This window comes from Kitasatospora sp. NPDC053057 (genome assembly GCF_044546945.1).
Classification (GTDB): domain Bacteria; phylum Actinomycetota; class Actinomycetes; order Streptomycetales; family Streptomycetaceae; genus Kitasatospora.
Genome location: NZ_JBITZP010000018.1, coordinates 101,963 through 127,006, shown reverse-complemented (window position 1 = coordinate 127,006; position 25,044 = coordinate 101,963). Strand labels below are relative to the sequence as shown.

Annotated in this window: 22 protein-coding genes; 12 read left to right on the top strand and 10 right to left on the bottom strand. The window is 71.8% G+C overall.

Going from position 1 to position 25,044, the window contains the following annotated elements:
* Window positions 1-33: 33 nt before the first annotated feature.
* Entirely contained in the window at window positions 34-465 is a 432-nt protein-coding gene (locus tag ACIG5E_RS20440) for a tautomerase family protein (RefSeq protein ID WP_396535183.1), read from the bottom strand.
* 127 nt (window positions 466-592) lie between these two features.
* Here ACIG5E_RS20440 and ACIG5E_RS20435 point away from each other — a divergent pair, with 127 nt between their 5' ends.
* Window positions 593-1,513 (top strand): LysR family transcriptional regulator, encoded by a 921-nt coding sequence (locus ACIG5E_RS20435; protein ID WP_396535289.1) that lies wholly within the window; start codon window positions 593-595, stop codon window positions 1,511-1,513.
* An 11-nt stretch (window positions 1,514-1,524) separates the two neighbouring features.
* On the opposite strand, the gene ACIG5E_RS20430 is transcribed toward ACIG5E_RS20435, so the two are convergent.
* Both ACIG5E_RS20430 and ACIG5E_RS20425 read right to left on the bottom strand, forming a co-directional pair.
* A complete protein-coding gene (locus ACIG5E_RS20430) occupies window positions 1,525-1,734 on the bottom strand; it encodes a DUF397 domain-containing protein (RefSeq protein ID WP_396535181.1) in 210 nt (69 codons plus the stop codon).
* A gap of 3 nt (window positions 1,735-1,737) precedes the next feature.
* Complete coding sequence (locus ACIG5E_RS20425; protein ID WP_396535179.1) at window positions 1,738-2,562, bottom strand: Scr1 family TA system antitoxin-like transcriptional regulator; 825 nt, start codon at window positions 2,560-2,562, stop codon at window positions 1,738-1,740.
* A 105-nt stretch (window positions 2,563-2,667) separates the two neighbouring features.
* Between ACIG5E_RS20425 and ACIG5E_RS20420 the strand changes: the two genes are divergently transcribed.
* The 5 genes from ACIG5E_RS20420 to ACIG5E_RS20400 all read left to right on the top strand — a co-directional run bounded on the left by ACIG5E_RS20420 (window position 2,668) and on the right by ACIG5E_RS20400 (window position 7,755).
* Window positions 2,668-3,012, top strand: coding sequence for a hypothetical protein (locus ACIG5E_RS20420; protein WP_396535177.1), 345 nt, complete (start codon window positions 2,668-2,670; stop codon window positions 3,010-3,012).
* Entirely contained in the window at window positions 3,009-3,371 is a 363-nt protein-coding gene (locus tag ACIG5E_RS20415) for a hypothetical protein (RefSeq protein WP_396535175.1), read from the top strand. The genes ACIG5E_RS20420 and ACIG5E_RS20415 overlap by 4 nt, the downstream gene beginning before the upstream one ends.
* Before the next feature lie 191 nt (window positions 3,372-3,562).
* Window positions 3,563-4,171, top strand: coding sequence for a lytic polysaccharide monooxygenase auxiliary activity family 9 protein (locus tag ACIG5E_RS20410; RefSeq protein ID WP_396535173.1), 609 nt, complete (start codon window positions 3,563-3,565; stop codon window positions 4,169-4,171).
* A 150-nt stretch (window positions 4,172-4,321) separates the two neighbouring features.
* A complete protein-coding gene (locus ACIG5E_RS20405) occupies window positions 4,322-5,584 on the top strand; it encodes a hypothetical protein (protein ID WP_396535171.1) in 1,263 nt (420 codons plus the stop codon).
* A gap of 650 nt (window positions 5,585-6,234) precedes the next feature.
* Window positions 6,235-7,755: an IPT/TIG domain-containing protein gene (locus ACIG5E_RS20400; RefSeq protein ID WP_396535169.1), complete on the top strand. Its 1,521-nt coding sequence runs from the start codon at window positions 6,235-6,237 to the stop codon at window positions 7,753-7,755.
* 14 nt (window positions 7,756-7,769) lie between these two features.
* Here the strand turns inward: ACIG5E_RS20400 and ACIG5E_RS20395 are convergent, their stop codons facing one another.
* Window positions 7,770-9,803, bottom strand: coding sequence for a transglycosylase domain-containing protein (locus ACIG5E_RS20395; protein WP_396535167.1), 2,034 nt, complete (start codon window positions 9,801-9,803; stop codon window positions 7,770-7,772).
* A 232-nt stretch (window positions 9,804-10,035) separates the two neighbouring features.
* On the opposite strand from ACIG5E_RS20395, the gene ACIG5E_RS20390 reads away from it, so the two are divergent.
* A complete protein-coding gene (locus ACIG5E_RS20390) occupies window positions 10,036-11,145 on the top strand; it encodes a hypothetical protein (RefSeq protein ID WP_396535165.1) in 1,110 nt (369 codons plus the stop codon).
* Window positions 11,146-11,151: 6 nt separating this feature from the next.
* Here the strand turns inward: ACIG5E_RS20390 and ACIG5E_RS20385 are convergent, their stop codons facing one another.
* The 6 genes from ACIG5E_RS20385 to ACIG5E_RS20360 all read right to left on the bottom strand — a co-directional run bounded on the left by ACIG5E_RS20385 (window position 11,152) and on the right by ACIG5E_RS20360 (window position 17,368).
* Complete coding sequence (locus ACIG5E_RS20385) at window positions 11,152-11,784, bottom strand: DUF402 domain-containing protein (protein WP_396535163.1); 633 nt, start codon at window positions 11,782-11,784, stop codon at window positions 11,152-11,154.
* Window positions 11,781-12,680 carry a Gfo/Idh/MocA family protein gene (locus tag ACIG5E_RS20380; protein WP_396535161.1) on the bottom strand — a complete coding sequence of 300 codons (900 nt, stop codon included), beginning with the start codon at window positions 12,678-12,680 and terminating at the stop codon, window positions 11,781-11,783. The genes ACIG5E_RS20385 and ACIG5E_RS20380 overlap by 4 nt, the downstream gene beginning before the upstream one ends.
* A gap of 37 nt (window positions 12,681-12,717) precedes the next feature.
* Window positions 12,718-13,395, bottom strand: a complete 678-nt coding sequence (locus ACIG5E_RS20375; RefSeq protein ID WP_396535159.1) for an O-methyltransferase — start codon at window positions 13,393-13,395, stop codon at window positions 12,718-12,720.
* Between the two features lie 91 nt (window positions 13,396-13,486).
* A complete protein-coding gene (locus ACIG5E_RS20370; protein ID WP_396535157.1) occupies window positions 13,487-14,152 on the bottom strand; it encodes a DedA family protein in 666 nt (221 codons plus the stop codon).
* A 337-nt stretch (window positions 14,153-14,489) separates the two neighbouring features.
* On the bottom strand, window positions 14,490-15,962 hold the full coding sequence (locus ACIG5E_RS20365; RefSeq protein ID WP_396535155.1) for an NADH-ubiquinone oxidoreductase-F iron-sulfur binding region domain-containing protein: 1,473 nt from the start codon (window positions 15,960-15,962) through the stop codon (window positions 14,490-14,492).
* Window positions 15,963-15,997: 35 nt separating this feature from the next.
* Window positions 15,998-17,368, bottom strand: coding sequence for a hypothetical protein (locus ACIG5E_RS20360; protein ID WP_396535153.1), 1,371 nt, complete (start codon window positions 17,366-17,368; stop codon window positions 15,998-16,000).
* A 222-nt stretch (window positions 17,369-17,590) separates the two neighbouring features.
* Between ACIG5E_RS20360 and ACIG5E_RS20355 the strand changes: the two genes are divergently transcribed.
* From ACIG5E_RS20355 to ACIG5E_RS20335, 5 genes are all read left to right on the top strand, one after another.
* The gene (locus ACIG5E_RS20355; RefSeq protein WP_396535151.1) at window positions 17,591-18,076 is read left to right on the top strand and encodes a hypothetical protein; all 486 of its coding nucleotides are present in this window, start codon (window positions 17,591-17,593) and stop codon (window positions 18,074-18,076) included.
* A gap of 731 nt (window positions 18,077-18,807) precedes the next feature.
* Window positions 18,808-20,577: a hypothetical protein gene (locus ACIG5E_RS20350; protein WP_396535149.1), complete on the top strand. Its 1,770-nt coding sequence runs from the start codon at window positions 18,808-18,810 to the stop codon at window positions 20,575-20,577.
* Between the two features lie 281 nt (window positions 20,578-20,858).
* Window positions 20,859-21,575 carry a response regulator transcription factor gene (locus tag ACIG5E_RS20345; RefSeq protein ID WP_396535147.1) on the top strand — a complete coding sequence of 239 codons (717 nt, stop codon included), beginning with the start codon at window positions 20,859-20,861 and terminating at the stop codon, window positions 21,573-21,575.
* The gene (locus ACIG5E_RS20340) at window positions 21,572-22,990 is read left to right on the top strand and encodes a sensor histidine kinase (protein ID WP_396535145.1); all 1,419 of its coding nucleotides are present in this window, start codon (window positions 21,572-21,574) and stop codon (window positions 22,988-22,990) included. The genes ACIG5E_RS20345 and ACIG5E_RS20340 overlap by 4 nt, the downstream gene beginning before the upstream one ends.
* Before the next feature lie 284 nt (window positions 22,991-23,274).
* On the top strand, window positions 23,275-25,029 hold the full coding sequence (locus tag ACIG5E_RS20335) for an RICIN domain-containing protein (protein WP_396535143.1): 1,755 nt from the start codon (window positions 23,275-23,277) through the stop codon (window positions 25,027-25,029).
* Window positions 25,030-25,044 lie beyond the last annotated feature (15 nt).

Here is a 25,044-nt window from a genome sequence, read left to right as displayed (position 1 = left end):
CCGGGGGCCGTGGCGGAAGGTCGATCCCGTGGCTCAGCCGACTCGGCCGGCCCGCATGGCCTCGGGGCTCATCCGGGTGTCGAACCCGGTCTCGGGGTCGATGGTCCGGCCCTCCACCCACCAGTTCTCCGCAGCGGTTTCCAGGACGGTCATCAGAATGTCCTGGCGGCGCAGCCCCGTGGTGGCCGCGAGGCGGTCGGCGACGGCTTCGAACAGTGCCGCCTTCTGAGCTGGGGGTCGGCGGTTGAAGGTCATACGGATGATCACCGAGTCGGTGCTGCGCTCGATGCCGAAGAACATCGGTTCGTGCAGGATGTCACCCGGCTCCATGTCGTGCACGACATGGAAGTAGTCGTCCTCCGGGATCCGGAACACCTCCTGCATCGACGCGTGGACCGCGGCCGAGACGGCCTTGCGGAACTCCGGGGTCCTGCCCTTGCGCAGGTAGATCTCGACGAATGGCATGGAGGTGCTCCTCGACGGAAGTGGGATGGGTGCCGGCGCGGTTCGGCGCGGCTGACACGGACAACGCTAGGCAGAGCCCCTCCATGCGGCCAGCGAAAGTCTGGCATGGTGGGCATGCATGAACGTCATGGAGCCCTCACTGACCGGCTTGCGGGTCCTGCGCGAGATCGCCGAGCGCGGCAGCTTCACCGCGGCCGCCGCAGAACTCGGCTACACCCAGTCCGCGGTGTCACGGCAGGTCGCCGCCCTCGAACGCGCCGCCGGAGTGAAACTGTTCGACCGCCGACCCGGCGGCGTCGCCCTCACCGCGCCCGGCCTGACCCTGCTGCGGCACGCGGTCGTCGCACTGGACGCGCTCGCCGCGGCCGAGCGCGAGCTGAAGGGCCTGGCACCCGAGCGAAGTGTCGTGCGACTCGGCAGCTTCCCCAGCGCCGGAGCGCTGATCCTGCCGCGCACGCTCGCCGCACTACGCCGCACCCAACCCGGCATCCGCGTCACGACACGCGAGGCCACCACCCCGGCGCTGGTACGCGCGCTGCGGGCGCGCACGATCGACCTGGCCATCGTGGCGGTCCGACCGCCCTACCGGCCCCTGGACGACCAGACTCCGCGGCTGGACTGCGAGACCCTCCTGGAGACGAAGCTCCTGCTCGCGGTGCCGGCCGACGGCGCACTGGGCCACCGAGCCGCGGTGGACCTGGAGGAACTGGCCGAGCAGGACTGGATCGCCGGCTCCTCCAGTCCCGCCGCCGAGCCGATGATGGGTGTCTGGCCGGGTCTGCCCGGGCGACCGCGCATCGCTCATGTCGCGCGCGACTGGCTGACCAAGCTGCACCTGGTGGCGGCAGGCTGCGGCATCACCACCGTACCCGCGGGGCTCGCCGACGCGGTCCCCGCGGGCGTCCGGCTGGTCGAGGTCCACGGAGGCCCCGCCGAACACCGGCGGGTCGTCCTCGCCCGCCTTCCCGGCCCTCGCCCGCCGGCCCTCGCGCAGATCGTCCAGGCCCTGCACCGCGAGGCGACCGGGGGCCGGCCGAGCGCTTGCTGATCGGCGTACGGTCAGATGTCGCCGAACTCCCCGGAGATGGTCGCGGCGAGGAAGGACTTCCACGCCTCGGCAGGGAAGAGGAGCGCCGGGCCTTCAGGGTCCTTCGAGTCGCGAACCGGGACGACACCGGGGAAGTCGGGCGAGACTTCTACGCAGGAACCGCCGTTACCGGAGTGCGACGACTTGAACCAGGAAGCGCGGGACAGGTCTGGGCGGGTCATGGATCAAAGTTCCTCTCGGGCCTTGCGAATCAGGTCAAGGGATGCGGCTCGGGTCAGCGCTTCCACCTGCAACCGATCGTAGGCCTTTTCCCACGCCCTGACAGTCCTGTCTTCCCGCACGACAAAGCCGTGATCCGCCGTTTCCGTGTAGCCGACCACAGAACGGTCGGCAAACGTCAACAAAGTGACGAAGGAACGAAACGGGGCGTGCTCAGCCAGGCTGAACGGGGCCACCTGGAAGATCACATGAGGCCTGGTCGCCATCTCAGCCAAGTGATCAAGCTGCGCACACATGGTCGCGCTACCCCCCACCGGTCGCCGGATGGCACTCTCGTCTATCACCGCATGGACCACTGGAGGCTGGGCGCGCTTGAGGAGTCGCTGTCGCGTCGCGAGGAACCTCACTCGCTCCTCAGCCTGGTCCTGCGTGCTACTTCCTCGCTGCACCGCTCCGGCCTCGATCGCGGAAGCATACGCCTTGGTTTGGAAGAGCCCAGGAATGAGGTTGGGTTCGAAGATCCGCACTTCGGACGCACGAGCCTCCTGCGCAGCATGCTCGGGGAACCCCTCCAGAAACCCCTTCCTTCGCATCCCGACCCACATCAGCTCAAGCGTCTGGCCCGTCCCGAGTGCCTTGTCGGCCGCTCTGACGAAGTCCCGGCTGGTGGATTTGCGACCTGTTTCCACGGCCGAGATGTAACTGTCCGAGTAACCCATCGCCGCAGCCAGATCCTGCTGGGTCCAGCCCAGTGCCTCGCGCGAGCTGCGGAGCAACGCTCCGAAGGACTCGCGCGGGGATGCCGTTGGGTCAAGCTCCTTGCGGTTCACGGCTCACACCCGATTCCACTTGAAACGCAGGCAAGTTGAACGATTGCCAAGCTTAGCGGACAGTAAGCACTCCCGGTAGTCTCCCAACTACGGAGAGGAGCAGCCATGTCCTGCCCCCAGCCCCCGCACACCAGCCGAGTTGAGGTGGTGGTCTACCTCGCCAAGACCAACTCCGCCTTCCCCGAGCGCGAGTTGCGCATGTGCGAGTCCTACGCCAACACCTTCAACTGGGACATCTCCCTCATCGTCGTCGACGACGAAGCCGACACGAAGGGGCCCGAGCACCGGCCCATGCTCCGGGCCGCCCTCCAGCGCCTCATCGACCACCGAGCCGGCGCGATCCTCGTCCCCACCAGGGCGACCATCTCCCCCATCGACGGCGAGTTCAACGAGTTCGCCGAGCGCGTGGAGAAGGCCTCGGGCTTCATCCAGGTGGCGGCCCGGCGATGACCGACCGCTACGCCATCGTCCCCGCCGATTCCCCGCCCGGCACCTCCTACCAGGCCTGGGTGGTCCGCGACCGCGCCACCGGCTACCTCGTGAAGGCCCTCCCCCCGGCCGACGAGCCGCTCCGCTTCTACTCGTACGCCCAGGCCCACGCCTGGACCCGCACCAACACCCCCACCACCGGCCACTACGAGATCCGCCTGATCGACACCATGAGCCCGCACTTCCTCCAGGTCGAGAGCTGGGGCCTCTGGGACCCGACGCACCACGCCTACCTGCGCGCGCCCGGCTCCTCCTCCCGCATCAGGCGCTTCTACACCCGCGCCGCCGCCGAGGACTTCCGCCAGAGCCTCAGCAACTAGGCCCGCGCCCGCCGATTCCACAACACGACAAGCTCTTGCGAGTGGCGTGACGACGTCCGCCGAGATCGGACGGGTAGCCTACGAAGCATCAAATTCCGCCGGGCAACGAATGATTGCTCCCGCGCTGGTGCATCCTGCCCGCCGAGCTGTCATGCCCCTGCCCGGCGCATCGGCTCCGAGAGGAGATGGAAATGGCAGCAAAAAACGGTGAGGCGGCCCCCCGGCACGGGCGGCTGACGAATCCTCGCTCGCGCGCCGACATTCACTTCAAGGGCGGCTGGCCGTCCAACGGGCTGGAAGCCGGGAAGTTCTTCCCGGCGACGCAGGTGGGGCTGCCGGACCCGGACGTGCCGACGGACATCCCCAGCGGCCCCAAGGTGGTGCCGCCGGACGGGAAGATCGCCAGCGGCGGAAGCGAGCCGGCCGGCGCGGTGCTCGATGAGGTGCGGGACTGGCCGAAGGTCGATCTCCGGGCGGGCGTCGAGGTGCCCTTCCAGTGGGGCTTCTCGGCCAAGCACCGGACGCGCCGCTACAACTACTTCGTGACCAAGGAGGATTGGGACCCGAGTGCTCCGCTGAGCCGCGCCCAGTTCGAGCGTGAACCGTTCGCGACCTACAAGCCGTACGGCGACATGCCGTACGACAAGATGCCGGAAGCCCACGACGACCCGCATCTCGACAAGCCGCACCCGGTCAAGCTGCCGAACCGCTCCGGCTACCACGTGATCCTCGGTGTGTGGGAGGTGGCCGACACGGGCCACGCCTTCTACCAGGTGATCGACGTGAACTTCACCCAGTAGTGCCAAAGCGGAGGCTGCCTGCCGCGGGCGGGCAGCCTCCGCAGCGCGGGGAACTTTCTCCGCGAATCGTGCAACCTTTTCCGCCTCACAAGTCATCGATCAAATGAGTGTTCTGTTTGATCGAACTGCAGGTCGAGAGAAGGGGAATCGGTGCGGACTGCTCGCGGTGCGGCCGTCCTGTTGGCCGTGGGGGTCGTCGCGTCCCTCACGCTCACCACGGGAGACTCCTTCTCACAGGGCAGACCGAACGCCGCCGCCCCCGATCCCACAGCCCCGGAAGCGGAGCCGGAGCCGGAACCCGCCGGCGCCTCCACCCCCACTCCCACCCCGACGCCGACCTGGGACGGCCAGGTCCACGTCATCGGTGACGGCTCCACCTCCTACACCGGCCCCCAGCCCAAGCAGCCCAAGCCCGAGAAGCTCAAACCGGGCGAGAAGCCACCGCAGTTCGTCGTCTTCTCCTGGGACGGTGGCCTGGAGGGTGACGACCACCTGTTCTCCCGCTTCCGCAAGCTGGGCGCGGAGAACAACGCGCAGATGACGTACTTCCTGAGCGGCATCTACACCCTGCCCAAGTCCAAGCGCACCCTCTACCACCCGCCCCAGCACGACCCGGGCACCGCCTCGATCGACTACGCCACCGACGCCCACATCAAGGACACCCTGGAGCAGCTGCGCCTGGCCTGGTTGGACGGCAACGAGATCGGCACCCACTTCAACGGGCACTTCTGCGGGAAGAAGGGCGGTGGCGACTGGAGCACCGACGAGTGGAAGAGCGAGCTGGACCAGGCCGTCTCCTTCGTCACCAACTGGAAGACCAACACCGGCTACAAGGAGCTCCCGCCGCTCCCCTTCGACTACACCAAGGAGCTGGCCGGCGGCCGCGCCCCCTGCCTGGAGGGGCAGAAGAACCTCCTCCCGGCCGAGAAGGCGGCGGGCTTTCGCTACGACGCCAGTTCCCCCGGCGAGTTCCAGGTCTGGCCGAGCAAGAAGGAGGGCCTCTGGAACTTCCCCCTCCAGATGCTGCCCTTCCCGGCCCGGGAGAGCCAGGGCCTGTCGATGGACTTCAACTTCCTCGCCGGCCAGTCCGGGAACACCACCAAGGGCGACCCGAAGAAGTTCGACGAGTGGGAGAAGGAGGCCCGGGACAGCTACCTCGCGGGCTTCGAACGGGTCTACAACGGCAGCCGGGCCCCGCTGTTCATCGGGAACCACTTCGAGGACTGGAACGGCGGCATCTACATGCAGGCCATCGAGGACGTGGTGAAGAACGTCTGCCACCGGGACGGCGTCCGCTGCGTCTCCTTCCGCCAGGTCGCCGACTGGCTGGACGCCCAGGACCCGAAGGTCCTCGACAAGCTGCGCCAGCTCGACCCCGGCCAGCCGGCCGACTGGTCCCGCCTGGTGAAGTGACGGCGGCACGGCCCGCGGTGGCCGACCAGAAGCAGGAGGCACGGCCGGGCGGCCGAGCGCGACGGCCGTCTCGGCGGCCTGCCGCATCCTGGCCATGTCGTCGCCGGTGATCCGTACCGCGGTGCAGTGCAGTTCGCCGGCGATGGCGGTGAGTTCCCGTCGTATCGTCGCCGCCGTGAGGTCCGCTGGGTGATGTTGATGCCGAGCTCCGCGATCGCCTGGACGCTGATGGAGCCGTGACCTCGTCCAGGTGCGGGGCGATGGCGTCCAGCGCGCGGGCGAGCCGGTCGTCGTTGAGTAGGTCCGGCCCGACGCCGAAGACCTCCTCGACGGCCCAGGACAGCCGACAGGAGGTGACCGGGTGTCACCGTCGCGCACGGACAGCGTGCGGTGGACGCGCGCACTCGGCCAAACGGATGAGATGCGACCATTCTGCTAGTCAGCCAGCGCTATCAGCGCGCTACTTGGAGCAAGTACATCCGGTGGGCCGCCCATCCCTTGCCGGGGGACATGGTCGAACCATCCGGAGACATCGGTGTTCCCGGTTCGGCAGCTGCGGGCGCCCCGGTGAGGATTTCTGGTCTGCTGTCGGCTGCCGCGTCCGCGGCGGCCGACAGCGGTCGACGGCCCCGTGAACGAAGGGGAACGTCATGCCTGCGATACTCAGTTGGGGACCACTGGTGGAAGGTCCCACCGTGCCTGTGGGAGCCGGTCCCATCGGAATCGCCATCACACCGAACGGGCGACACGCGTATGTCGCCAACAACGGCGACAGCACCGTGAGCGTGATCGACACCGCGTTCTTCACCACGGTCGCTACCATCCCCGGTCTCGCCGGCCCCGTGGGTGTGGCCCTCGGTCCCAGCGGAACCAGCGCCTACGTGACCAATGCCGGCTCCGGCACCGTCAGCGTCATCGACACTGCCACCAACACGGTCACCGCCACCATCACGGTGGGAAGCAGTCCGTTCGAGGTGGCACTCACACCCGACGGGACGCTCGGCTACGTCGCCAACCACGGCTCCGGCACCGCCAGCGTCATCGACACCGCCACCAACACGGTCACCGCCACCATCACGGTCGGTGCCAACCCCATCGGGGTGGCGGTCACCCCGGACGGGAGCCACGTCTATGTGGCGAACAACGGCGACGGCACCGTGAGTGTGATCGACACGGCCACCGATACCGTGGTCGGCTCCCCCATCCCGGTGGGCACCAACCCGGCCGGCGCGGCGAGCAGCCCGGACGGCTCCCAGATCTGGGTGGTCAACTTCGGTTCGAACTCGGTGAGCGTGATCGACACGGCCACCAACACCGTGACGGACAGCCTCACTGTGGGCGCCTCCCCCTCCCGGGTGGCCATCACTCCCAACGGGCTGTCCAGTTATGTGACCGACAACGGCGCGAACGCCGTCACCGTGATCGAGAAGCTCCGTGCCATCAGCCCGAATGCCGGCCCCATCGAAGGCGGCACCGTGGTCACCATCACCGGGGTCAACCTGGCGGCCGCCACCGCCGTGAACTTCGGTCCCCGTCAGGCGTCCGTCATCGCTGACACGGCCAACCAGCTCACCGTCATCAGCCCACCTGGTTCCGGTACGGTCCCGGTCACGGTCGTGACGCCCGGGGGTACCAGCAACCAGGCGCTGTTCCAGTACGTCCCCCCTCCGACGGTGACGGGCATCGACCCGATATCCGGGCCCATCGCCGGTGGCACCAGCGTCACCATCTCCGGCATCGGCCTGCGGACCGCCCAATCGGTCACCTTCGGGGCGACCCCGGCGCGTCCCACCGTGGTCTCCGACACCCAGCTGACCGTCACCACCCCGCCGGGCACCGCCGCAGGGTCCGTCCCCGTCAGCGTCACCACCGCCGGCGGAACGGCCCGCAACCTCACCTACACCTATCTGGACGCCCCCACGGTGACGGCCCTCAGCCCCGGCTCCGGACCGGTCTCCGGCGGTACACCGATCGCCCTCACCGGTACCGGCCTCACGACAACCAACCAGGTGACCCTGGGCGGTGTGCCCGTGGCGTTCAACGTCATCTCGGACACCATCCTCACTCTCCAGTCCCCGCCTGGGACGGCAGGTCCCGCGAACCTGACCGTCATCACCTCTGCCGGCACCGCCACCGCGACCTACACCTACGTGCCCGCGCCCACCCCCTAGTGTCCTGCGGGCCTCTACCGCTGCCCGGCGGCCTTCGCCGCGTCCTTCGTCGCGTCCTTCATGTACGAGGTCCAGATCCGGCCCGGCAGTTCGGAGTCCGGGGTGTCCGGCGCGGCCCCGCCGAGGCCCTCCAGGGAGAGCAGCTTCATGTCCTTGAGGTCCGCCCGGAAGACCGTGACCGCCGTCGACAGCTGCCCGTTGTAGCCGACGGTCCAGCCGGCCGTACGGTCCGCGGTGGTGCCGGGCTTGGCCGCCAGGCCCGAGCCCGCCTCCGCCACCGCCTGCGCGCTGCCGCCGCGCACCGCCCCCTTGAGCGCCGTGTCCACGTCCGCCGCCACCGACGGGGGCAGCGCCTGTGCGGCGGTCGGCAGCCGCAGTTCGAGCTGCGTTCCGTTGCGGGTGATCCTGAGCACCGAGTACGGGTCGGTGTGGCGGCCGCCGGCCGCGAAGGCGGCGTAGGCGTCGGCGGCCCGGATCGCGCTCGGCCTGGAGTTGCCGACCCCGAAGGCGGGCACCAACTCGCCCATGCTGTCCGGCAGCAGGCCCAGGGCGGCGGCGGTCTCCTGCACCTTGTCCAGGCCGACGTCCATGCCGAGCTGCATCATCGGCCCGTTGACGGACTGCTCCACGGCGCTGCGCAGGGTCACCGGGCCCCAGTTCCGCTTGCCGTCGTTGGCGGTCTTCACGATCTTCCCGTCCCGCCCCCAGTACGGGCCCTCCGGGGTCATCACGTTCACCCCGTTGTCGCCGTCGTAGGTGGTGCCGGGCGTCACCGGGGTCCGGTTGCCGCCGCGCTGGCGCTGCACGCCCTGGCTGAGCCCGGCGGCGTACACCAGCGGGGTGAAGGCCGAACCCATCGGCACCGTCGAGGTGTTGGCGTTGTTGAAGCCCTGCTTCAGGTAGTCGGGGCCGCCGTAGAGCGCGACGATCCGTCCGTCGAGGGCCACCGACGCGGCTCCGACCTTCAGCAGCTTGTCGGCCTCCCGGCTGCCGGGGTCGATGCCCTTGGTGGCCTCCTGCACCGCCGTGGCCAGGGCGTTGACCTTCGGCTTCTCGAAGGTGGTGAAGATCTGGTGGCCGCCGAGGTCGAACTGGGCGGGCGTGATGTCGCTGTGGCTCTCCACGTAGCTCCTGGCCATGTCCACCAGGTACCCGACCTGCCCGCTCAGCCCGGCCGCCTTCGGCTGCGGCCTGGGCTCCGGGAACACCGTGTACTTGGCGCGTTCGGCGGCGGACAGCTTTCCGACGTCCACCATCCGGTCCAGGATCCAGGACCACCGCTCCTCGGCCCGCTCGTGGTTGGCCTCGCTCAGCGCCGGATCGTACTGCCCGGCCCCCTTCAACAGGGCCGCCAGGAAGGCGCCTTCGCTCGGGTTCAGCTGCGAGACGTCCTTGCCGTAGTACGCCGCCGCGGCGCGCTCGATGCCGTAACTGCCGCGCCCGAACCAGCTGGTGTTCAGGTAGCCGGCCAGGATGTCCCGCTTGCTCATCCGCTGGTCCAGCTTGATCGCGATGACCATCTCGCTGAGTTTGCGGGAGACGTCCTGACGCTGGTTCAGGTAGATGTTCTTCACGTACTGCTGGGTGATGGTCGAGCCGCCCTGGGTGTCGCCGCCCGAGAGCATCTCGTAGACCGCGCGGCTGATGCCCTTGAGGGAGATCCCCGGGTCCGTGTAGAAGGTCTCGTTCTCGGCGGACAGCACGGCCCACTGCACCGACTCCGGCACCTGGTCCAGCGGCACCTCCTGCCGGTTGGTGTCGCCGATCCGGGCCATCTCGGTGCCGTCCGCCCAGTAGTAGACGTTGTTCTGCTGGGTGGCGAAGGAGTTCAGGTCCTCCGGGACCTCGGTGGTCGCGTAGAACCAGGCTCCCAGCCCCGTCAGCACCACCACGGGGACCCCCACCACCACGAGCAGCTGCCGCCAGGACGGGAGCCAGCGGCGCACCCCGCGCCGCCCGCCGCGCGGGTAGTCGATCCGCCGCAGCACACGCCATCGTCGGCGCCCGGCCGTCCGCTCCCCGGTTTCCCCATCCTGGTGTTCACTCACAGGCCGCTCTCCGCTTCGCTCGTGGGACAGACCCCTCCACTGGGTTAGACGCCGATTGACCGGTCCGATGGACGGGCGAAACCGGTGTGATCATGCTCATAGCGGTATGAGGAACCTCTGTGGAACCCGTGCGGAACCCCTCCGCGACACCCGATCGGAGGGTCCGGACACGACCGCCACCAGCGGGGCGCCCGGCCCCGCGCCCCCTGCGGCCTACCCCCACAATGGCGTCATGAGGTTGATCCACACGCTGCTCGGCGTGCTGCTGCTCCTGCTCGTCGTGGGCAGCATCCTGCGCACCCTGGTCGTCCCGCGCGGTCTCTACTCGGCCCTGGTGCACCGGCTCTGGCGGGTGCTGCGCACGGTGCTGCGGCTGTGGGCCGCGCCGTTCGGCAACTACCGGGCGCAGGACCGCGCGCTGACCTGGCTGGCGCCGCTGGTGCTGCTCGGCATGCTCGGGGTGTGGCTCAGCGGGATGCTGCTCGCCTACACCCTGCTGCTGCACGGCACCTCCGAGCTCAGCTGGTCGGTGTCCATCCGGGAGGCCGGATCCAGCCTCTTCACCCTCGGCTACGCCAGCGGCGAGCGGCTGCAGCTGTCCGCGATCGACTTCCTGGCCGCCGCCAGCGGGCCCCTGGTGATCGCCCTGCAGATCGCCTACCTGCCCACCCTGTACGCCGCCTACCAGCGGCGCGAGACCGAGGTGACACTGCTCCAGTCCCGGGCCGGCGAGCCCGCCTGGGGCCCGGAACTGCTCGCCCGCCAGTCCCTGGTCGACACCGAGACGGCGCTCCCCCAGCTCTACCGCGACTGGGAACGCCTCGCCGCCGACATCGGCGAGAGCCACTCCAACTACCCGGTGCTGCTGTCCTTCCGCTCCCCGCAGCCCAATCGCAGCTGGGTGGTCGGCCTGATCGCGGTGATGGACGCCGCGGCCCTGCACCTCGCCCTCTGCCCGCGCTCGGCCCCGCCCGAGGCCCGGCTGGTGATCCGGGCCGGTTTCACGGCGATGCGCGACATCGGCCGTTCGCTGCGCGTCGGCTTCGACGACGACCCGGATCCGGAAACCCCGATCCGCCTCACCTACGCCGAGTACCTGGGCGCCGTCGCCATGATCACCGCCGCCGGCTTCCCGCGCGAACGCCCGGTCGAGGACGCCTGGCGGCACTTCCACGGCTGGCGCGTCAACTACGAGGCCCTGGCGTACGAACTCGCCCGCCGCAGCGACTCCGTACCCGCGCTGTGGACCGGCCCGCGCGACTTCCACGCCCCGGTCATCCCGCCGGCCCGGCCCACCGACCGCCGGCCGGAGAACTCCCGGCCCACGCTGCCGCCGGTCTGACGCCGACTAGTACGGCCGGGCGGGCCGCTCCGGGAGGGGCCAGTCGGCGGGCGGGGCGAAGTCGCGGTGGGTGCCGTCGAAGGGGAAGGCCCCCGCCTCCACCAACCGCGCCACCGCCTCGCCGCCCGCCCGGATCGCACCGGCCTCGGCGGCGCTCCAGAACGCCGGGTGTCCGGTCTTGGCGGCGAAGGACTCCTCGTCCTTCCAGCGCCAGCGGCGTTCGGCGTCCACCTCCAGGTCCAGTTCCAGGTCGTGGACGTCGATCTCCTCGCCCCGGTACTCCCGGCGCTCCAGGTTCACGTACCAGTGCGAGAAGCCGGTGCCGGGCTTGAAGATCCACCAGACCGCGTACGGCTCACCGGCCGGCTGGTGGATCAGCGCGCTGACCGCGTCCCACTCTCCGGCCACCAGCGGGTAGCCGCCGGCCGGGTGGCTCTCCGGCGGGATGTCCCGGATGTGCCGCCCGCCGGGCAGCTCGGCCTTCCACAGCGGCGACCGGGCCGCCAGACAGAGCAGTAGCCCGTCCGGGCCGCGCTCGACCACCCGCATCGGCAGGCAGCTGGTCAGCTGCCCGCCGAAGTGGAAGTTCCAGCGCAGCAGCTGCCCCGGGACGACATGGTCCAGGTCCAGGGGGTTCACAGCGCCACCGGGCCGCCGTCGGCCAGCGAGCGCTCGGCGCCCGCCAGGACCTCCACCACCCGCAGGCCGAAGTCCGCCCCGCAGGGGTGCGGCTCACCCGAGGTGACCGAGGCCAGCAGGGCGTCCACCGCCCGGTGCAGGGCGACGGTCGGGGCCTCGCCTCGCTCGGGCAGCTGCGCCACCCCGTGCTCGCCGCGCAGCTCCATCGTGACGCCGCCGCCCGCGCGCGGAGCCGTCAGGCTGAGTGCCAGCGTGCTGGACGCGCCACCGTCGTGCCGCAGCACCAGGTGCACGGTGCCCAGCGGCCCGGCCACCGCGGTGACCTGCGTCGCGTCGCCGAGCACCGGCAGCAGCACGGACAGCGCGTGCGGGCCGACGTCCCACAGCGCGCCCTTGTCCCGGCGCCACGGCGAGGACGCGTACGGGCTGGTGCTGCCCGGCGCGAACACCGAGCCGAGCCAGTCCGAGCGGCCGGTGAACCAGCCGCCGAGCTCCGTCTGCCGCTCGATCCACGGGATCTGCTCGCCGCCGAAGCGGACGGTGAAGAACACCACGGAGGCCACCTCGTGCTTGCGCACCGCCTCGGCGACCGCGTGGGCGTCCGGCACGGTGAACGCGACCGGCTTGTCCAGCAGCAGGTGGCAGCCCGCCTCGGCGGCCCGTACGGCGAGGCCCGCCTGAACGGACGGCGGAAGCGCGATGGAGACCGCGTCCACCTCGGCCAGCAGCCGGTCGAGGTCGCCGTACCCGGGCACACCGTGCGCCGCGCCCAGCGCCTCGGCCGCCTCCGGCCGGCGGCCCCAGACGCCGGTGAACTCCAGCCCGGGGTGCTCCGCCAGCACGGGCGCGTGCACCCGCTCGGCCCAGGTGCCGGTGCCCAGCAGTCCGATCCGCACGATGTCTCCGTTCCTGTGTGTGCGTTCCTGCGGTGGTTCAGCTCTGCACGCGGACCAGCGTGAACCCGTCGTAGCCCTTGCTGCCGACCGTCTGGACGGACGTCCCGGTGACCCTCGGCTCGGCGGCGATCAGCTCGTGCAGGGCGCGGGTGGCGACGATCGCCGGGTCGGTGCTGGCGGCGTCGGCGATCGCACCGCCGCGCACCACGTTGTCGACGATGATCAGCGAACCCGGCCTGGTCAGCTGGAGCGCCCGGCGGAAGTACTCGGGGTTGCTCGGCTTGTCCGCATCGATGAACACCACGTCGAAGGGCTCCGCGCCCTGCTCCACCAGCGCCGCCAGCGAGTCGGCGGCCCGGCCGACCCGCACCTCGGCGACCTCCCCCAGCCCGGCGCGGGCCAGGTTGCCACGCGCCACCTCGGCGTGCCGGGGATCGAGCTCCAGGGAGATCAGCGTGCCGTCCGCGGGCAGCGCCCGGCCCAGCCAGATCGTGCTGTAGCCGCCGAGCGTGCCGACCTCCAGGATCCGGCGCGCCCCCTGGGTCAGCGCCAGCAGGTGCAGCAGCTTGCCCTGATTGGGCGCCACCGCGATCTTCGGGAGCCCGGCGGCGTCGGCGGCCGCCGTGGCGGCCTCCAGCGCCGGGTCGTGCCCGACCAGCTGCTCGGCGAAGTACGCGTCCACGGCGTTCCACGTCTGCTGCGTCGACTGCGTCATCGGGCCCTCCAGTGGTGCAAGATCGGCAGGTTCCAGCCGATGCTACTCCGGGGGCCCGACGACGCCGGGACAGCCGTCGTCACTCTCCGTACTACTCCGCGACGGCGGCCTTCGCGGTCTCGGCGGCCTTCGCCGCCTCCTCCGCCTCGATCTTCGCGTGGGTCTTCGCGGCCCGGCGCTTCATCACCCACGCCGAGACGGCACCCACCACCACGGCCGCCGCCAGACCCGCCCAGGAGAACCGGGACAGCCACGGCTCGATGGCCTTGCCCACCTTGTAGACCAGCAGCGTCGTACCACCGGCCCAGATCACGCCGCCCAGCATGTTGGCGATCAGGAACTTCCAGTACGGCATCTTCAGCGCGCCCGCCAGCGGACCGGCGAAGATGCGCAGCAGCGCGATGAAGCGGCCGAAGAAGACCGCCCACATGCCCCACTTCTGGAAGGAGCGCTCGGCGGTGACCAGGTGCGAGGGCCCGAAGTGCTTGGGGAACTTCCGCCCCAGCTTCTCGAAGAGCGGCTTGCCCCCCTTGCGGCCGATCGAGTACCCGATCGAGTCGCCGATGATCGCGCCCGCGATGGCGCAGGCCGCGATCCCCCACGGGCTCACCACGCCCTTGACCGCCATCAGGGTCGCCGTGACCAGCGCGATCTCACCCGGGAGCGGGATGCCCAGCGATTCGATCCCGATGATCAGACCGATCAGGGCGTACACCGCAGTCGGTGGGACGCTCTCGATCCAGGCGTCGATGTGCAAGGCCAGCACCTCCGTGGCAGGTCGGAACGGCCCCGGCTCCCCGTGGAGCCGAACACCCGTCCCGGCGGTAGTCCGATGGCGGCACCCTGGCCGCTCCCCCCGGGGCGCAGCCTAACGTGCCGGGCGGCCCGTCCCCCTGGCCGATCACCCTGGTTACGACGTGCGCCCCCGCGCCAATAGTTCCAGCCTGACGAGCCTTTCTCCAAGATTAGGCAAAACTCCTTGCGGCCCCCGCCGAGCCCTGCATGATCCACCACCGGCCCGTGCTCCCTGCTCCTGCTCCTGCTCCTGCTCGCCCGTCGGCCGGTTGGAGGAAGAATCCTGTCAGCCGCCCGGTTCAGGACCCGGGGGCGGTGAGGCGCAGGGCCAGCGCCGGGCACCGGTTGACCGCGCGCTTGACGGACAGTAGCGACCAGACCGGCACGGGGCCCTCACCGACCACGGGGAAGCCGTGCCGGTCGAGGGCGATCAGCTCCGGGGCGACGTCCGCGCACAGACCGTGTCCGTCGCACAGCGCCCAGTCCACCTTCAGGCTCACCCGTCCGACCCGGGCAGCGTCCCGGTCCGGGCTCCAGGGTGCGGTCGGCAGCACGGCGCGCACCCGCCGCCCGCACCCGGCGCGCTCGGTGTGCAGGCGGACGTCCTCGGCGAACGCGCTGAGCGCGGACCGGACGAACCCGGCGGAGCCGTCGGGGTGGGAGCAGGCTCCCTGACCCACCACCGAGGCCGCGAGCCGGCGGACCTCCTCCACCGCCCGGATGCCGCCGCCGACGACCATCGTGCCGAAGGCCCGCGCCAGCTCCGGCAGTCCGCGTCGGCAGGGACCGCACTGGCCCGCGGACTCCGCGGCCAGCCACTGGACGATCCGGTGCGCCTCGCCCAGCGGACAGGTGTCCTCGGGCAGCGGGATGACGATCCCGGCGCCGAACGTTCCGCCGGACTCCCGCATCCCGGCCCGCGAGCAGGGAGCGGACGCCGCCGACGCCGCGTCCAGGAACATCCCGTGGTAGCCGCCGACCAGCACGCCCTGCCCCGGCCCGGTCCCGCAGGCGTCCAGCACCGCGCCGAGCGGGGTCCCGGCGGGGGCCTCCACCACCACGGGCCGGCGGGCGCCCGGGCGGTTGACCGTGAGCAGCACCGTTCCCGGCTCGTCCGCCGGGCCGACGGCGCAGTACGCCTCCGCTCCGAGTCGGGCGGCGACGGCCAGTTGGGCGTACGTCTCGGCGTTGGACAGCAGCGTCGGCAGCCCGTCGACGCCCCCGGCCCCGCCCTCGGAGGAGCGGACCTTGCGGCTCGGCGGCAGGGCGACCAGCCCGTTGATCCCGCGGACCAGCGCACCGGACTCGCCGGAGACGAAGCGGGCCGGCTGCTGCACGACCCGGATCGGCAGCCGGGAGCGGCGTTCCGCGACCGCCGAGGGCATCGAGGCGACACCCGGGCTGCCCTCGTCCACGCCGACGGCGACGCTCTCGGCGCGCAGCGCCTCGCCGACCAGCAGCGCGCCGTCCAGGACGAGGTGCGGGGCGCGGGCGAGCAGCATCCGGTCCTTGGCGCTGCCCGGCTCGCCTTCGGTGGCGTTGACGACGACGGCCGCGGGCAGGCGCCGGCGCCGGGCGGAGTCGATCACCGCCTGGAGCTTGCGGGCGAAGGGGAAGCCCGCGCCGCCCTTGCCGCTCAACCCGATCCGCCGGGCCAGCTCGACCAGCTCCGGCGCGCCGTACCGGGGCAGCGGGCCGTGGACGGCGAGATGGGCCTCGTAGCCCATCCGGATGTACTGGTCGAGCCCGGCGGTGAGCCGGGGCGGACCCATCCGGATCACCTCGGGGCCTTCCGTGCCGGCGGCCGTCATCGGTCCTGCCAGGAGTCGGCGCCGGACTCGAAGGGCTGGGTCTGCACGGGTTGGTACCAGTAACCAGGGCTGGACCAGGCCGCTTCTGCGGGCGGGAACGACGTGGCGGTGTCGGGGCCCTGCGGGTACCCGGGGTAGTCGGCCAGGTAGCCGGAGTACTCGGTGAACGTCTGGGGCGGGTACGGCCGGGCATACGGCTGCGGCTGCAGGTACTCGGCCTGCTGCGGGTACCACGTCGGCTCGACGCGGTACTGCTGGCCCCCGACGCCGGGCATCGCGACGCGTTCACCGGCGTACCAGACATCCGCGGTGAACTGCGCCTGCTGCGGCGGCAGTCGCTGCTGGAACGCCGTCTGCTCGGCCAGGTGCCGCTGCTGGAAGGCCGCCTGCTCGGCAAGGTACTGCTGACGGCCGGCGTCGAGAAGGGCGTTCAGCTCGCCGGTGTCCCACGCCATGGCGGCCGGGTCCGTGAGCGGCGGGGCGAAAGCGGTGGCCACCGGCGCGGATTCCGGCGTCACCGCCGGTCGGGCGTCCGGTACCTCCACGTCCAGGGCCAGCAGGGCGGAGGACTCGCCGAAGACGGGCAGTTGGTCGCCGATCGGCGGGCGGTCCGCCTCCTCCCCCGTACCGATCAGGTCCACGGCCATCAGGCGGCGGTTGACGCCGATGCCGGTGGTGTTGCGTCCCGCTCCGTGCAGGAACTTGATGAGCAGCACCAGCGCCACGGCGGCCATGTTGATGCCGTACGACCACACCACCCAGGCCCTGGCCGGCCGCCCGGCCTCCAGCCCGTGCGCGAGGGCGAGCGGCCACGAGGCGTAGGCGACCCAGTGCAGCGGTCGCCACAGCCGGGTGAGACGGGGGTCGTCGGCGAAGCGGCCGCGCAGGGCGCCGGTCACCGCGGCCAGGACCAGGAGCTCCCCGGCCACGGTGCCGACGCCGACCACGAAGCTGGTGCCGGAGGCGAACGGCACCACCGCCGCCGCCGGAGCGGCGTGCCCCTCGGCAACCTTGTCGGCGATGTGGATCACCAGCGTCACCACCGCGGCCACCGAGACGGCGCGGTGCAGCGCCTGCACGGCGACCCGGTGGCGCGGCGTCAGCAGCCTCCGCTCGGCGGCCAGCAGTCCGAGCGTGACGCTGCCACTGAGCGCCATCAGCGTCAGCACGCCGAAGAAGAAGTCGACGAACCGGTGCACCGCCTCCGTGCCGCTGCGGTTGTGCGCGGTCGCGGGGAGCTGGAGCGCCTGCAGCACCGTGGCGACCACGGCGAGCACCACCACGACGGCGGCGGCGGCGGCCAGGATCGACCCTGGGGGCTTCGGCAGCTCCGGTGCGGTGCCGGCGGCGGCCGCGCGAAGTCTCACCGCGGTGTACCGCGGGGACCGGCGGCGTGGCCTCGTCGAATTCCTCAAGCTCTGTCCTTGTCCAAGAGAGGTGGCGGCACGGCGGTCGGCGTGGACGCGGTGCGCATGAAGGTGGGCGGTTGGCGGGCGCCGCTCTACCAGTGGCCGCCGTAGACCGGCGTGGGGGTGCCGCCCGTCGCGGTCGGCATGCCGGTGGGCGGGCGGGTCGTGCCCGGAGTCGGCATGCCGGTGGACGGATCGGTCCGGCCGGACGTCGGCATGGCGGTCGGCAGATCACCCGGCCCGGTGGTCGGCCGAGCGGTGGGCGGGCCGGGCGGCCTGGTGGGCTTTCCGCCCGACTTCGTCGTCGGCATTCCGACCGGTGTGGTGGCGGGCATTCCGGTCGGCGTGACGGCAGGCATCCCGGTCGGCGTTCCCGCGGGTTCGGAGGCCGGCATCCCGGACGGTGCGTCGCTCGGCGCTGCGGGCGGCATGTCGTTGGTCCCGGCATCCGACGGCGTCGGTGCGGCGGACGGGACGGCGGACGGAGCGGCCGTCGGGACGGTGGGAGTGCACGCCACGGCCAGCAGCGAGGTCCCGACGGCGAGGAGGAGGTACGAGATCCGTCGGCGGCCGAGCGCTCGGCCGCCTCCGCCGCGGGGGCGGAGAGAAGTGGTCCGGGATGAGAGTTCCATGCTGCGGTCCCTTCGGGATGAGCGATTCCGATGAGTGCTGTGAGTGCGGTACGAGCCGGAACCGGAGCCGGAGCCAACCGAATCCGACCAGCGGGGCGGGGCCGGTCCGGCCTCGGTGGTCATCCGGCAGCGGCCAACGGATAGGAGTTCTCGTCGCCCGTCTGCGCCTGCCCGGTTGCCTGCTGCACCGGCGGCCGGCCGGACCCGACGGCCGCGGGGCGGCCCGACGGGCCGCTCTCCAGCGACGCGGGTGCGGTCTGCTTGCCCGACGTGGCCTGGGCCGAACGAGGGGATTCGACAGCCGCGCTGGAAAGCGGCACCACCGCGGTCGCCGTGATGCCTGTGGTGCCGGGCTCGGTGAGAGAGACCGTACGGCCCGTCGGCCCGTCGGAAACACCGTCAGCGCGGAACTTTCGGTTTCCCTAAGGGAGCGCTCACGCCGGGCTCACTTCGGTGCCCCAGAGCCCCGCGCAGCACCGACGACGGTCCGCCGGATGAGCTGTTCCTTAGGCGACTTTTAGGGGATCCCGTCGCCGGAGGAATCCGCACGTCCCGCCTCGTACGATCGAACTCACCTGGGGCCTGGGCAGGTTGAGAACAGCTCTCCGCCTGCCGTCCCCGACGCGGACTTCCCCGTGGAACCCGAGTACCGGTCCACGTGCGGCTGCTCCCCACTCCCCTCATCGCGCCGTCACGGCCACCTGCCGGAGGTCTCACATGACTTCACGATCAGCTCATCACCGTTCTCGCGGCCGAAGCCGCCGGGTGACCAGGCTCGGACTCGGCCTCGCCGCCGTACTCAGCACGGGCGTCGCCCTCCTGAGCGTCTCCTTCGCCGCCACCACGCCGGCCGCCCCGCAAGCCGCGGCGCCGGTCCAGCCCAACCCGAACTGCACCATCAAGGTCCCGGCCAACCCGCTCACCGCCCAGGGCCTGGCCACGCCCTACACACTGGAGGCCGCCGATCCGGCCCAGGGCGCCTGCCACGAGTCCAACGGCAACCAGTCGGCCTTCGTCCAGGCCACCGTCCTCGACCCGGCCACGGGCGCGGTCTCCGTCTACAGCCCCCTGGTCATCGACCAGGGGACCGTCCCCGCCGTGGCGCCGGTCGTCCCCGTACTGCCCGCGAACGCCGTGGTGGGGATCTGGTTCGGCTACAACGGCAACGTCCTGACCCTGACCGGCCAGACCGCCGCCGGGAAGTGCGTCGGCGGCACGCCGGGGGGCCAGCCCTTCGGCCAGTTCGCCTACTGCAACGCCCCCGCCTTCTTCACCGCCGCCAACGCCGCCGAGGCGGCGGGCAGGCTCGCGGTCCCGCCGCTGGGCACCGCCCGCGACGGCAGGCCCTGCCCGACCACGCGCGACTTCGGCGTGGTCGACCAGGACCAGAGCGACAACGTCACCACCGAGTACCTGGCCACCGCCCAGGGCACGACCGCCCAGAAGAACGCGAAGAACCTCGCCGCCATGGGCGGCGGAGGGGCGGCGCAACCCACCGCGCTGCTCAACGGCAGCGACAACCTGCTGCTCGACAACTTCCTCGACCCCGCCCTGGGTTGCACCCCGTGGACGGCCCCCGACCTCGCCGACCCCGGCAGCAGGGTCACCTCGCTCGCGCTCAACGAACTCCAGGCCGCCAAGTTCCAGGCGGCGCCCGTCGCGATCGTTCCCCTCAGCGACCCCATGACCAACGAGAACAACCAGCAGAACCGGAACAAGACCAACCTCTACCGGGCGGGCGTCGACCAGCCCGCACTCGGCACCGCCGCCAACGGCGACCCGACCGCCTACTGCACCAACCTCACCACCCTCGGCGCCCAACGCATCGACCTGGACAAGCAGTTCACCGCCGCCGTCCCCTCACCCCAGGACGGCCAGAACCTCTTCGACTTCCTCACCCAGCGCCTCGCCGCCTCCGTCACCACCCTGGGCTGCCGGCAGCCGACACCGACCGCCACCACCCCGAGCACCCGCCCCACCGCCGGCTCCACCCCGACTGCGAGGCCCACCGCCACCGCCACCGCCACTGCGAAGCCCACCGCGACCCGGACCGCCGCGCCGAGCCCCACTCGGCCGTCCGCCACCTGCACCCCGGCGCAACTGCTCGGCAATCCCGGTTTCGAGACCGGCGACGCCTCGCCCTGGACGGCCACCCCCGCCGTGATCGACACCGGCGGGAGGCAGCCCCACTCGGGCAACTGGGAGGCCTGGCTCGGCGGCTACTTCTCCCCCGCGACCGACACTCTCTCCCAGCAGGTGACCGTCCCGGCCGGCTGCAAGGCCGTCCTCAGCTTCTGGCTGCACGTCGAGAGCAACAACCCGTCCACCGGCGCGGACACCCTGACCGTCACCGCCAACTCGACCACCCTGGCCACCTACACCAACCGGGACGCCGCCGACGGCTACGTCCACAAGACCTTCGACCTCTCCGCCTTCGCAGGCCGGAAGGTGACGATCACCTTCACCGGTGTCGAGGCCACGGGCGCCGAGCAGACCAGCTTCGTGATCGACGACACCGCCCTCAAGGTGTCCTGACCGGCCCGGCCGGGCATCCCCCCCGGTGGGCGCGGCACCCGCGGCGCCCACCGGTCCCCTACACGAGCAAGGCCGGAGCCGTCTGCCGGACCGCTGTTTAAGGAACAGCTAAGACTCGGCTAAACTTCCCCGAACTCCCGCCCCCACACCCCGTCTGACCAGCAAAAACGCATCGCATCCGGAGCCCTGGCCGGCCGGCCGCCCCGGGTGCGCCCGCCCCTGCCCGCCCACCGGTTCGAAGTCAGCTCGACCGGCTCCGCCCGTCGGCTACGGTGTGCGCCATGACGACCGTCCTCGTCGTGGAAGACGACCCCGCCATCCGCGCCTCCCTGATCGAGCTGCTGGCCGGCCATCAGCTGGTGGTGCGCAGTTCCCCCGACGGATTCGGCGCGCTGCGCGAGGTCGCCCAGTGGCAGCCGGACGCGGTGGTGCTGGACCTCGGCCTGCCGGACCTCGACGGCGCCGACGCCCTGAAGATGATCCGCGGACTGTCCCAGGTCCCGGTGCTGGTCGCGACCGCGCGGGACGACGACGCCGAGATCATCAAGCTGCTCAACGCGGGCGCGGACGACTACCTGGTCAAGCCGTTCTCCGGCGGGCAGTTGCTCGCCCGGCTGACCGCCGTCCTGCGTCGCTGCGCGGGCCCGGCCCACGCCTTCGGCTCCCGGAGCGGCGGGGCCCCCGACGCGGATCGCGGGCCGCAGGTACTGGGCGAGCTGCGGATCGACCCGCTCGCCCGTACCGTCCACCTGGCCGGCCGCGAGATAGGCCTGACCCGGCGTGAGTTCGACCTGCTGTCGTTCCTGGCGCTGAACGCCGACCGGGTCGTCTCCAAACGGCAGCTGCTCGCCGAAGTGTGGCGGCAGCCGTACGTGGACGAGCAGACCGTGGACGTCCACTTGTCCTGCCTGCGCCGGAAGTTGGGCGAGCGCGCGGCCCGCCCGCGCTTCCTTCACACGGTCCGGGGCGTCGGAGTGAAGCTGGTGTCGCCCCGGTGAGATCCGCCCTCGCCACGGTGGCGCTCGCGGTGACGGTCCTGGTCACCGTGTCGTTCCTCGTCCCGCTCGCCCTGCTGCTGCGCACCCACGTCCAGACCGAGGCGATGCTCGCCGCCGAACAGCGTGTCGACTCCGCGATTCCGCTGCTCGCACTGGGCCCCGACCAGGCCGGTCTCGCCGCGGCGGTGGCCCGCACCGACACCACGGGCCAGCTCTGCATCCACCTGCCCGACGGCAGCCTACTGGGCACCACCCGGGCCGGCACCCAGCTGCTGGACCGGGCGGTGCAGGGCAGGACCGCCCTGACCGGCGACGTTCCCGGAGGCCGGGACTACCTCCAGCCCGTCCTGCTGGACCACGACCAGGTCGCCGTCATCGAGGAGTTCGTGCCCGACACCGAGCTGAACCGCGGACTGACCCGGGCCTGGACCGTCATGGCCCTGCTCGCCACCGGCCTGGTGATCGGATCGGTGCTGGTCGCCGACCGACTCGGCGCCCGCCTGGTGCGCGCCTCGCGCAAGCTCTCCCACGCGGCGGCAGCCCTCGGCGCGGGCGACCTCGCCGTCCGCGTCGAACCCGCCGGCCCGCCCGAACTCCGGGCGGCCGGCGACGCCTTCAACACCATGGCCGACCGGGTCAGGCAGCTGCTGGCGACCGAGCGGGAGCTAGTCGCCGACCTGTCGCACCGGCTCCGCACCCCGATGACCGCGCTGCGCCTCGCCGCCGAACGGATCGGCCCCGCACCGGCCGCACCCCAGCTGGCGAAGGCGGTCGAACAACTGGAGGACGAACTGGACGCGATCATCGTCGCCGCCCGCACGCCCCTGTCCACCAGGCCCGTCGGGGCGCACTCCGGCACCGCGACCGGCGCCCCGGGCACCGGGCTGACCGGCCCGGCCCCGGACGAGTCCTGCCAGGTGTCAGAGGTCGCCGCCCACCGGGTCGGCTTCTGGGCCGTCCTCGCCGAGCAACAGGGCCGGGTCTGCACCTTCGAGGCGACGGACGAACCGACGCCCGTGCAGCTTCCGGGCGACCACGTCGCCGCGGTGGTCGACGCGCTGGTGGGCAACGTCTTCCGGCACACCCCGGACGGCACCCGCTTCGCCGTGAGCGTACGGCGGACCGCGCAGAGCGTCGTCCTCGTGGTCGAGGACGACGGGCCGGGCATCGCGGATCCGGTCGCCGCGCTCTCCCGGGGCGCCAGCGGCGCCGGATCGACCGGCCTCGGGCTGGACATCGCGCGCAGCGCGGCCGAATCGACCCGGGGCCGCCTCCGCATCGGGGGCGGCCCGCTGGGCGGAGCACGGGTGGAGGTGGACCTCGCGCTGGCGGCCGAACACCGGCGACCCTCGCGTCGCCCCTGGCACCGAACCCGCCGCCGGGGAGCGCAGAAACCACGCAGCCGACACGGCTGAGCACCGGACGCGGCCGGGCTCAATTCCCGTGCACGCACGCCGCCCGAACTGTTGCGGACGAACGCTTTGCTGACAGAACGTCTCACACTTCTTTCTACTTCGTGAACTGACTGATGATCATTTTTTCCCCACCGCCGTGATAAACCACTGGTCATGCGCCGGAGCGGGTGCCCAACCCGCGGCATTCTCCGGTCTGCCCGCGGCACCCGGCCCACCTCCGCGCCCGGGGCCGAGCAGTGACTGTTCGACCACATGCCTTCCCACCGGCATGCTCAGGAGTGAAAATGCCACATTCGGGAACCGCGACGATCCCGGAAGCCGATTCGGCCGACCGAATTCCAGGCCGCCCGCAGCCGGACGAGCCCACCATCACCCAGCCTGCGCGCCACCACCGGGAAGCCGTGTCCGCGTACGCCAGGACGTGCTGCGCCGACAGCCGCGCTGCCCAGGAGCTCGCCAACGACGCGTGGCAGCGAGCGGCGAAAGCCGGTGGCTCCACCGGCGACCCGGCGCCGGGGCGCCTGCGTCTGCTGGCCGAGGTGACCAGGACGGCGGCCGAGTGGGCCGACACGGGACGTGGACCGGAACTGAGCCCGGCCTTCACCGCCTGGCTCACGAGGCTTCCCAGGCCCGACGACGCGGACGCGCCGGAGGGCGCGGGGAGCGCGGACGCGTCGGCGTCGTCGGGGGGCGCGGACGCGTCGGCGCGCGCGGCGCTCGCCGCGGCGGAAGCGGACTCGCTCATCCTGGCCGCGTTCGAAAGCCTGCCCGCCGCACGGCAGGAAGACCTGTGGCGGCACCTCGACGACACCACCGGGTCACCCGCCCCGCACACCGACAGCCCCGCCGGGCGTCGCCTCCAGGACGCCTGCCTCCAGGCGTACGCCTCCCGCGCTCCTCAGCGCTCCTGCCGACACCTGGCCGCACGACTCGGCGACCACGTCCGCCACGCCGGCGGCGGCGAAGCCGGTGAACTCGACCGCCACCTCGCGGGGTGCGCGAGCTGCCGAAGTCTGCGGGCGGACCTGGACGCCATTCGCACCTGGCAGCGACCCGCCCTGCTCAGGGCACTGGTGCTGTGGGAAGCGGCGCCATCGCCATCGCCATCGCCATCGCCATCGGCCGCGGCCCTCGCACCCGAGCAGCAACCCCCGGACCAGCCCAGCGGTTCGGAATCCGACGGTGCCGCGCCCGTCGCCCACGACCGCAGCCGGCGCCTGCGCCGACCGGCGCGCACCGATGGTCGCACCGGCCGACGGCTGCTCATACCCCTTGCTTCGGCCACCGCCGGCGCCCTCGCCGCACTCGCCATCGCCGGCCTCCTCCTCAGCACGGTCGAGGGGGCCGGCGAACACCCCCTGCCGGTCGACGCCCCGACCCTGTCCGCCACCGTCAGGACGCTCCCGGCCCAGGGCTTCGACGGCGAGTCGCCGGAAATCGGCTCCGCCGCGATGGCCACCGCTTCGCCTACCGCATCCCCCTCGGCCGCGGCGCCCACCGGCACCCCCGCACCTGCCGCGCAGCCGGCAGCCGCCACGTCGGTCGACACCTCCCCGTCCCCCACGCCACCGATCGCCGCCGGGCTTCCGCTCGTCAACCACAGCTCGGGGCTCTGCATCGGCCTCGCGACCAGCACCCAGGCCGCCGGCCCCGTTCAGCTCCAGCTCCAGCAGTGCAACGGCCAGGCCGCCCAGCACTGGCAACGGCTACCGGCCGGACAGGACAGCTACCAGCTGCGCAACACGGCCACCGGAACCTGTCTCGACGGCACCACCGCGGGCGGAAACAACGTCACCGTCACCCTCCAGACCTGCCGGTCCGACGCAGGGCGCGCCGAGCAGCTCTGGCGGTTCGCACCCGACGCCCAGGAGGGCACCTTCCGCCTCATGTTCGTCCCACGGGTCCCCGCCAGCGACTACTCCGCGCACCTGCTGGGCCCGCAGGACTGGCCGAAGGCGGACCCCCCGCGCCCGGGATCGCTCCTGGTGCACCTGCCGGACTACTACAACTCCGACAGCTTCGTCTTCACCATGGGCTGACCCGTCCCGTCCCGG

What these genes read in the sequence shown, in the direction of transcription:
- ACIG5E_RS20440 (WP_396535183.1), bottom strand. Translation starts at nt 465, where the DNA reads ATGCCATTCGTCGAGATCTACCTGCGCAAGGGCAGGACCCCGGAGTTC.
- ACIG5E_RS20345 (WP_396535147.1), top strand. Translation starts at nt 20,859, where the DNA reads ATGACGACCGTCCTCGTCGTGGAAGACGACCCCGCCATCCGCGCCTCC.
- ACIG5E_RS20435 (WP_396535289.1), top strand. Translation starts at nt 593, where the DNA reads ATGGAGCCCTCACTGACCGGCTTGCGGGTCCTGCGCGAGATCGCCGAG.
- ACIG5E_RS20365 (WP_396535155.1), bottom strand. Translation starts at nt 15,962, where the DNA reads ATGGGTCCGCCCCGGCTCACCGCCGGGCTCGACCAGTACATCCGGATG.
- ACIG5E_RS20415 (WP_396535175.1), top strand. Translation starts at nt 3,009, where the DNA reads ATGACCGACCGCTACGCCATCGTCCCCGCCGATTCCCCGCCCGGCACC.
- ACIG5E_RS20430 (WP_396535181.1), bottom strand. Translation starts at nt 1,734, where the DNA reads ATGACCCGCCCAGACCTGTCCCGCGCTTCCTGGTTCAAGTCGTCGCAC.
- ACIG5E_RS20335 (WP_396535143.1), top strand. Translation starts at nt 23,275, where the DNA reads ATGCCACATTCGGGAACCGCGACGATCCCGGAAGCCGATTCGGCCGAC.
- ACIG5E_RS20355 (WP_396535151.1), top strand. Translation starts at nt 17,591, where the DNA reads ATGCCGGTGGACGGATCGGTCCGGCCGGACGTCGGCATGGCGGTCGGC.
- ACIG5E_RS20400 (WP_396535169.1), top strand. Translation starts at nt 6,235, where the DNA reads ATGCCTGCGATACTCAGTTGGGGACCACTGGTGGAAGGTCCCACCGTG.
- ACIG5E_RS20390 (WP_396535165.1), top strand. Translation starts at nt 10,036, where the DNA reads ATGAGGTTGATCCACACGCTGCTCGGCGTGCTGCTGCTCCTGCTCGTC.
- ACIG5E_RS20410 (WP_396535173.1), top strand. Translation starts at nt 3,563, where the DNA reads ATGGCAGCAAAAAACGGTGAGGCGGCCCCCCGGCACGGGCGGCTGACG.
- ACIG5E_RS20420 (WP_396535177.1), top strand. Translation starts at nt 2,668, where the DNA reads ATGTCCTGCCCCCAGCCCCCGCACACCAGCCGAGTTGAGGTGGTGGTC.
- ACIG5E_RS20375 (WP_396535159.1), bottom strand. Translation starts at nt 13,395, where the DNA reads ATGACGCAGTCGACGCAGCAGACGTGGAACGCCGTGGACGCGTACTTC.